8 protein-coding genes are annotated in these 7167 nt (G+C 71.1%); 2 read left to right on the top strand and 6 right to left on the bottom strand.

Annotated elements, in window-relative coordinates; translation table 11 throughout:
- Positions 1 to 195: hypothetical protein (locus VF139_11130; protein ID HEX6851945.1), on the top strand; the 195-nt coding region annotated here is incomplete at its 5' end.
- Complete coding sequence (locus tag VF139_11125) at positions 173 to 1438, top strand: tetratricopeptide repeat protein (GenBank protein HEX6851944.1); 1266 nt, start codon at positions 173 to 175, stop codon at positions 1436 to 1438. The genes VF139_11130 and VF139_11125, both read left to right, overlap by 23 nt.
- Here the strand turns inward: VF139_11125 and VF139_11120 are convergent.
- From VF139_11120 to VF139_11095, 6 genes are all read right to left on the bottom strand, one after another.
- Positions 1435 to 3366, bottom strand: a complete 1932-nt coding sequence (locus VF139_11120) for a hypothetical protein (protein ID HEX6851943.1) — start codon at positions 3364 to 3366, stop codon at positions 1435 to 1437. The genes VF139_11125 and VF139_11120 overlap by 4 nt on opposite strands.
- Before the next feature lie 10 nt (positions 3367 to 3376).
- Entirely contained in the window at positions 3377 to 4201 is an 825-nt protein-coding gene (locus tag VF139_11115; protein HEX6851942.1) for an iron chelate uptake ABC transporter family permease subunit, read from the bottom strand.
- Between the two features lies 1 nt (position 4202).
- The gene (locus VF139_11110) at positions 4203 to 5096 is read right to left on the bottom strand and encodes a metal ABC transporter substrate-binding protein (protein HEX6851941.1); all 894 of its coding nucleotides are present in this window, start codon (positions 5094 to 5096) and stop codon (positions 4203 to 4205) included.
- A gap of 9 nt (positions 5097 to 5105) precedes the next feature.
- Positions 5106 to 6281, bottom strand: a complete 1176-nt coding sequence (locus VF139_11105; protein ID HEX6851940.1) for a hypothetical protein — start codon at positions 6279 to 6281, stop codon at positions 5106 to 5108.
- Positions 6282 to 6322: 41 nt separating this feature from the next.
- Entirely contained in the window at positions 6323 to 6658 is a 336-nt protein-coding gene (locus VF139_11100; protein HEX6851939.1) for a hypothetical protein, read from the bottom strand.
- A 22-nt stretch (positions 6659 to 6680) separates the two neighbouring features.
- Positions 6681 to 7167: insulinase family protein (locus VF139_11095; protein HEX6851938.1), on the bottom strand; the 487-nt coding region annotated here is incomplete at its 5' end.

The following is a 7167-nucleotide window of genomic DNA, read 5'->3' as shown; positions in this document are numbered from 1 at the left end:
CAGTTCCTCGGCCGCCTTCCGGGAACGAAGGGGATCAAGACCGGGTTCACCGACGGCGCGGGGAAGTGCGTCATCGCCCTGGTGGAGCGCCGCTCCCGCCGCGTGCTCCTGGTCCTGCTCGGCGCCCCCGACCGCTGGTGGACCGGCCAGGCGATGATCGAGAACGCGTTCGATGCGGCCGACCGGAACCCGTGAGGCGGCGCCTTACCTGCTGATCGTCGCGGCGATCCTCGCCGCGTACGCCAACGCCTTCCCCGGCTCGTTCCAGTTCGACGACTGGAACGTGATCGCCAACGAGCCGAAGGTCGCCTCGCTCGCGGCGTGGTGGGCGTCGATGCCGGGGATCCGACCGTTGCTCAAGCTCAGCTACGCGTTCAACCGGGAGATCGGCCTGGGCGTTCCGGGGTTCGTCGCCTTCAACGTGCTGGTGCACGCCGCGAACGCCGCGCTCGTGTTCGCGATCCTGAAGCGGCTTTCCACCGCGCGAACGGCGCTGCTCGCCGCGCTGCTCTTCGCGCTGCACCCGGTGCAGACCGAGGCGGTGACCTACGTCTCGGGGCGGTCGACCTCCCTCGCCGCGATGTTCGCCCTCGGAAGCGCGCTCGCCTGGATGAAAGGGCGGAGGTGGCTCTCCCCCGCCCTGTTCGTCCTCGCCCTGGGCGTGAAGGAATACGTCGCGGTCCTCCCCCTCGCGCTGATCCTGATCGAGCCGAAGCGGTGGCGGGAGGTGAAAACCCACGTCGCCGTCCTCGCGGCGATCGCGGCGGTCGTGCTCGCGACGCCGACCTACCGGCACCTGCTGGTCACGAGCCTCTCGGCCCGGCCGCCCCTCGATCAGGTGCGCACCCAGATCGACGCGATCCTCTGGCTCGCCGGGCAGGTCGTGCGGCCGGATCTCCTGAATGCGGATCCCATGCTGCCGGTGCGGACGTCGTGGGACGGGGTGCTGGTCCTGAAGGGCGTGGCGATCGTCGGCGTGCTCGCGGCGGCCTGGCGCTGGCCCGCGCTCCGGTTCGGCGTGTTGTGGTTCTTCCTGTGGCTCCTCCCGACGAATTCGATCCTGCCGCGCCTGGACGTCGCCAACGACCGGCAGCTTTACCTGCCGCTGGTCGGGGTTGCGTTCCTGATTGGGAAGATCCCGCGATCGACGTGGGTCGTGGGCGCGTTGTGCGCGGCGCTCGTGTTTTCGACGCACCTTCGCAACCGCGTGTACGCCGACGAGGTCGTCTTCTGGGGAGACGTCGCGCGGAAGTCCCCCGAGAATGCGCGCGCGTTCCACAACCTCGGCTACGCGCTGGCGCTCGCCGGGAACAACGACGCGGCGAAGCAGGCGTTCGAGGTCGCCCTAGCCCTGAAACCGGACGACTGGAAGACGGCGGTGAACCTGAAATTGCTCCGGGAGGGAGCCTTGCTTCCGGCCCCGGCGGGAAGGCGCTAGGGGAACAGGAACTCCCCCGGCTTCCGGACGAACCGCGCCAGGATCTTCAGGAGCATCCGGCCGGTCTCCCTCGTCCCCATCCCGTACGCCCGCGCCGCGGTGAACAGCGACAGCAGGAAGCTCACGGAGAGGTTGAGGACGAACATCGTCCCGATCCCGAGCGCGCCGTAGACGAAGCGTCCCTCCGCGAACCACTTCACGTCGAGGGCCGCCGTCGCGAGGGCGAGCTGTCCGGTGGACAGGGTCACGTGCCGGACGTCGAGGGGGATGCCGAGGAACTCGCCGAGCGCCGGGGTCATGCCGAGCATGAACCCGAGCGACACGTTCGTCCCGAACCCTCCGATCCCGTGTTTGACCGATTCCGCCAGCCGCTCGAGACGCTCGCGGCCGAACGTCTCCCCCGCCGGGTGCTCGGCGATCGCGCGCGGGATCTTGTGGTACGCGCTCCAGTTGTCCAGCCACCCGCCGACGACGCTGGCCGCGTACAGGATCACCCCCGTCACCGCCGCGTAGAAGACCGTCCCGCTGTCGAGCGGGCTCAATGCCTCGTAGACGTGGAGCGCCGTCTCGGAGGAGAGGTAGCTCCGGTCGAACGCCAGCCGGAAGATCCGGTCGAAGGCGTACGCCCCGGCCGCGACGACGACGACGTTGGCGATCGCCGCCGCGAGCTGGGAACGGACGATCCTCGCCGCGTAGGCGCCGATCTCCTCGTCGCGCGCCGCTCCCTCGGAGGTCCGGACGATCGCGGCGAGCTTCGCCGCCGTCATCGCCGGCTGCTTGGTCGCGAGGACGAGGTGCCAGCGCTGGAGGAGCAGGAAGCTCACCGCGTAGTTGAGGCCGTAGAGGAAGCCGTGCACGAAGGGTGCGGCGTGGAAGGCCGACACCGCCATCTTGAGCGCCGCGGTGAAGGTCGTGAGCAGTCCCCCGCCGGCCGCCTTCCCCCAGGTGGCGAGGTACTCGGCGCGGTCCAGGGCGACGTAGTGTTCCCCGGTCTCCCCCGACCGCTCGACGATCTTCCGGTGCAAGAGCTCCGTGCGCGAGCGCAGGAGCCACCGGATGCTGCGGTCCTGCCGGGTGAAGACGACCAGGCGCGAGAGCAGGCGCTGCATCGCCGCGATCCGCGTCTCGACGTCGGTCGCGGCCATCACGTCGGCCATCGCCTCCATGCGCGTGAGGCAGCGCTCGATCACGTCGAGCGCGTGGACGACGTCGGTCGCGACCCCCTCGGCGTCCATCCGGCGGTGGAGCTCGGCGACGGCCGAGCGCGTTTCGGTCCGGACGGAGCGCCAAGCGTCCATGGCGGCCCGGGCGTCGCGCCGCTCGAACCAGGCCTGGGCGAGCGCCTCCGCCGCCGCGGGGAGCCGCCAGAAGGGCGAGGCGGAGACGCGATCGGCCGGAACGAGGGCGTGCACCCGTGAGGAGAGCCCCTGCCCCGCCGCGCGCACGGCGAGCAGCCGAAACGCGTCGGCGAAATCGTCGCGCAGCGGCTCCGGGAGCGCCCAGCCCCCCGGGGCGAGGAGCGCGTACATCCGCCGGAAGGTCTCGGGGGGCATCGTCCGGAGCCGCGCCCCCTCCTCGGGGGTCGGGAACAGGCGGCGGACGAGCTTCGCGAGGTCGCGGTCGCCGCGCGGGCGCGGGAGGACCCGCTCGAACAGGCGGTCGCCGATCTCGGCCAGCAGCCCCCGATCGCTCGGGATTCCGACGTCCGCGAAGAGGGAGACGCCCTCGGCCTCCTCGAAGATCGGATGGGCCGCCGCGCGGAACCGCTCCCCGATTTCCGACGAGCCCTCGATCGTCGCGACGAGGGACGTCAGGCGCTCGAACCCCTCGCCCCCTTCACGCGTCCAGCGGACCAGGCGCACGAAGGCGTCGAGTCGGGCCCCCAGGGAGCGCGCGGCGAGGAACGATTCGAGCGGCTTCGGCGACAAGGGGCCGATTCTACCGCCGGAGCTTCACCACGACGCCGGAGATCGCGAGAAGGAAGCCGAAGCAGCACACGATCGTCGGCCCGGTCGGAAGGTCGAGACTCGTCCCGTACACCGAGATCAGCAGCCCCGAGACCCCCGCGACGAGGGCGACCGCCCAGCCGATCGCAAGGCGCGCCTGCACGCCCGCGGTCAGCAAGGCACCGCAGACCGCCGGCACGATGAGATACGAGAAGACGAGGTAGACCCCGGTGATCTGGACGAAGCTCGTCACCGTGATCCCGAAGGTCGCGTAGAAGAGGAAGTCCCACAGGCGCAGCCGCACCCCCTGCGCCCGCGCCGCGTCCTCGTCGAACGTCACGAGCAGGAACCTCCGGCGAAGGAGCAGGTGCACGAGTCCGATCGCCGCGAACAGCGCGGCGGTGCGCAGGACCTCCCCCTTCGTGACCAGGAGCACGTTGCCGACCAGGAGGTTCTTGAGCGCCTCGTCCCCTTCCGCGGTGTGGCTCAGGACGAGGGTCGCCGCCGCCGCCGCGACGACGTAAACGATCCCGATGATCGCCTCCTGCGGGACGCGCGCGTGGCGGAAGCGCGTCCAGGCGAACAACGCCGCCCCGATGAGCGTGAAGGAGACGGCCATCGCGTACGGCAGGAGGCTGTGATGGGCCTCCGCCCCCATCGCGAGGGCGACGCACACGCCCAGGGCGGCGATCTGCGCGAGGGCGAGATCCACGAAGATGACCCCGCGTTCGACGACGTGCAGTCCGAAGTACACGAGCAGCCCCGGAAGGACCAGCAGCGCGATCAGGGGCCACAACCAGAGGGTGAAGAGCTCCATCTCACCGCCCCTTCGCCTTCTCGAGGGCCGACGCGATCGCCTCGACGTTCGCGTCCATCAGCTTCAGGTAGTCCCCTTCGGTTCCCGGAAGGCTCCCCGGGAACTGGCCGACGCTCACGACGGTCGCCCCGGTGCGCGAGGCAACGGCCTCGGCGGTCTTGCGCGACTGGAACGGCTCCACGAGCACGATGGGGATCCTCCGCGAGGTCATCGCGGTGATCACCTCCGCGAGGTGGGGGGGCGACGGGGGGATCCCCGGCTTCGGCTCCAGGAACACGTCGGAGACGAGCCCGAAGCGCGCCGCGAAGTACTTCCAGGTCGGGTGGTACGTCGTGATCGGCGTCCCCCTGAACGGCGCGAGCCGGGCGGTCCAGGCCGCCAGGCGCCCGTCGAGGGCCTGTTCGAAGGCCGCGAGCCCGGTGCGGTAGTCGGCGCAGCTTCCGGCGTCCGCCGCGCAGAACACCTCCGCGAGGTGTCGCGCGACGATCCGCGCGTTCCCGGGGTCCATCATGAAGTGCGGGTTCCCGGCGCCGTGCAGATCTCCCTGGGACCGATCGAGGGCGGCCGGCACGTCGATCAGCGTCACCCCTTCGCCGGCCTTCACGTGGCCGGGAGATCCGGGGAGGATCTTCGCGTTGCGCGCCCCCTCGAGCAGCGGCGGGAGCCACCCCTGCTCGAGCTCAGCGCCCCCCTGGATCAACACGTCGGCCTTGTTGAGGGTGACGAGGTGACTGGGTTTGGCGTCGACGAAATGGGGGTCCTCGGTCGGTTTCGCGAGGACGGTGACGGCGATGCGCGGCCCTCCGATCGCGGAGGCTAGGGCGCCGTACTCGCCCGTCGTGGCGACGACCTTCAGGTTCGCGAGGACGGCCGCGGCGAAGAGCATCGAGGTCATCGCGGCCTCCTAGAACTTGTGCGCGGCGTGCGCGCCGAGGAGGAACTCGAACTGGGCCCACACCGTGTGCGCGTCCGCGTAGGCCGAGCGGTCGTCGCGGCTGTACTGGAGCCGGAGCTTGGAGTATTCCGTCGGATACCACGTCGCGACGAGCGAGTACCGCGACCTCTCGTCGAGCGCGGGCTCCTCGAGCGCCGCCCCGCCGTCGTCCCCGCCGGCGGCGTCCACGCGGGCGCCGACGACCCATCCCGGCTTGAACCCCCACAGGACCTGCACGTAGGCGCCGTGGTCCCGGAAGGACTCGGCGGGGAGGGTCTCGGTCGCCGCGGCGTCGTAGGTCCTCCACATCCCCTCGGCCTGCACCTTCACGAAGGGGAACCCCTTCTGCGCCGTCGCGGACTTCCACTTCCAGAAGGCGTCGACGCCGTCGATCCGGGTCTTCCCGTCGGCGCCGGTGCCGTTGGGCCCCGAGGCCGACGACGCCCCGACGAGGAGCGTCTGGTTGTCGGTGAGCTCGAACGAGCCGGCCCACCGCGGGGTGACGAGCAGGTCCCCCGCCCCCGCCACGTCGCTTCCGACGATCGGCCTGCCGAACGCGGTGTCCCCCTCGACCGCACCGAAACTCGTCAGCGTCTCCCCGCGGGCGTTCTGGACCGCGAGGAAGAGCTCGGAGTAGAACGGGGTCGGCATCAGCCACGACAGGCGCGCTCCGACGCTGCGCAGCCCGTCCCCGCCGAACATCCGCGCCGAGACGATCGGCTGGTCCACGAAGTCCCAGACGTGCGGATGGCTCGTGTTGATCCGACCGAACTCGGTCAGGTACTGCCCGGCCTTCACCTGCAGATTCGCGGGGAGCGACGAGGTCGTCGCGAAGGCCTCCTCGAGCTCGACGTTGGTCTCGCCGTCTGGGGTGATCTGCAGGATCACGTTCGCCTGCCCGCGGAAATACGGATCGACCGCGCCCTCGAAGACCACCTCGAGGTTCTGCAGGGTGAAGCCGCGCTGGGCGGGATCGTGACCGCCGAGCTGCAGCCCGTCGATGTCGGGCTCGGTGGAGCCCCCTACGGCGAGCAGCCCGTCGAGGGAGAGGTTCAGGTAGTTCTTCGCCGGGGGCGGGGTCGCGTCCTGCGCGAGCCCCGCCCCGAACGAGAGGAAGACCGCCGTCGGGAGCGTCCAAGATCGCATCGGCACCTCCGAAACGCGCCCCGCCAGGGACGCGGGGTTCCCTACACCGCGAACGCGGCGGAGGGCGGAGGGGAGCGCGGGGTTCCGGAGGCGAGCGCGACACGGTGGTCGGACGGAACCTCGAAGGGACGCAGCGGGGTGCGCGAGAGCTCGGGGCCGGGGGCTTCCGCGACCGGGCCGTCGTACGTCGCCGGGTCGCCCGCGCAGAGCGCGCAGGCGGAGGGTCCCTCGTCCGAGACCCCGACGAGGGAAGGCCGTTCGGGGGTGACGTCGAGGACCAGGGGGCCGTGATGGTGGAAAAACGCCGCGATCGCCATCGCGGCGATCCCGACGGCGGCCAGCAGGGCCGCCGGGCGCTGGGGTGCGGCGTGCCTCATGGAGGCGTCGAGCCTAGCCCCGTCAGCGGACGACCGCAACGAGTTTCCCCGCGTCCAGGTGACGCTTCGCCGCCGCCGCGACCTTCTCCCGATCGAGCTTCAGCAACGCGTCGATCCGGGCGAGATCCCCGCCGGGAGGACGCCCGTCGAGGACGTCCAGGGCGAGGAAATACGCCTGGTTGATCCGCGTGAGACGCCGCATGAGCAGGCGCCCGCGCATCGCCGCCGCCGCCCGCTTCACCGCCTCGTCGTCCTTGGGGGAGAACGCCGCGATCCCCTCGCGCAGGCCCGCGAGCGCCGCATCGAGGTTCTCCTTGCGCGTCCCCATCGTGACGAGCAGGCGCATCCGTCCGCCCCACGGCGCGATCGACGCCCCCATCTGGTAGGCGAGGCCGCGTTTCTCGCGGAGCTCAAACGCCAGCTCGTCGGACAGGAGCGCCCCGGCGAGCGCGAGGGCCGGGCGCTCGTCGTCGGGCGCGTCGAAGGTGTAGCCGAGGACGACCGTCACC

Source organism: Candidatus Polarisedimenticolaceae bacterium (assembly GCA_036376135.1).
Taxonomy (GTDB): domain Bacteria; phylum Acidobacteriota; class Polarisedimenticolia; order Polarisedimenticolales; family DASRJG01; genus DASVAW01.
Note: the sequence above shows the minus strand (reverse complement) of the source record. Positions and strands in the feature narration are given on the sequence as shown.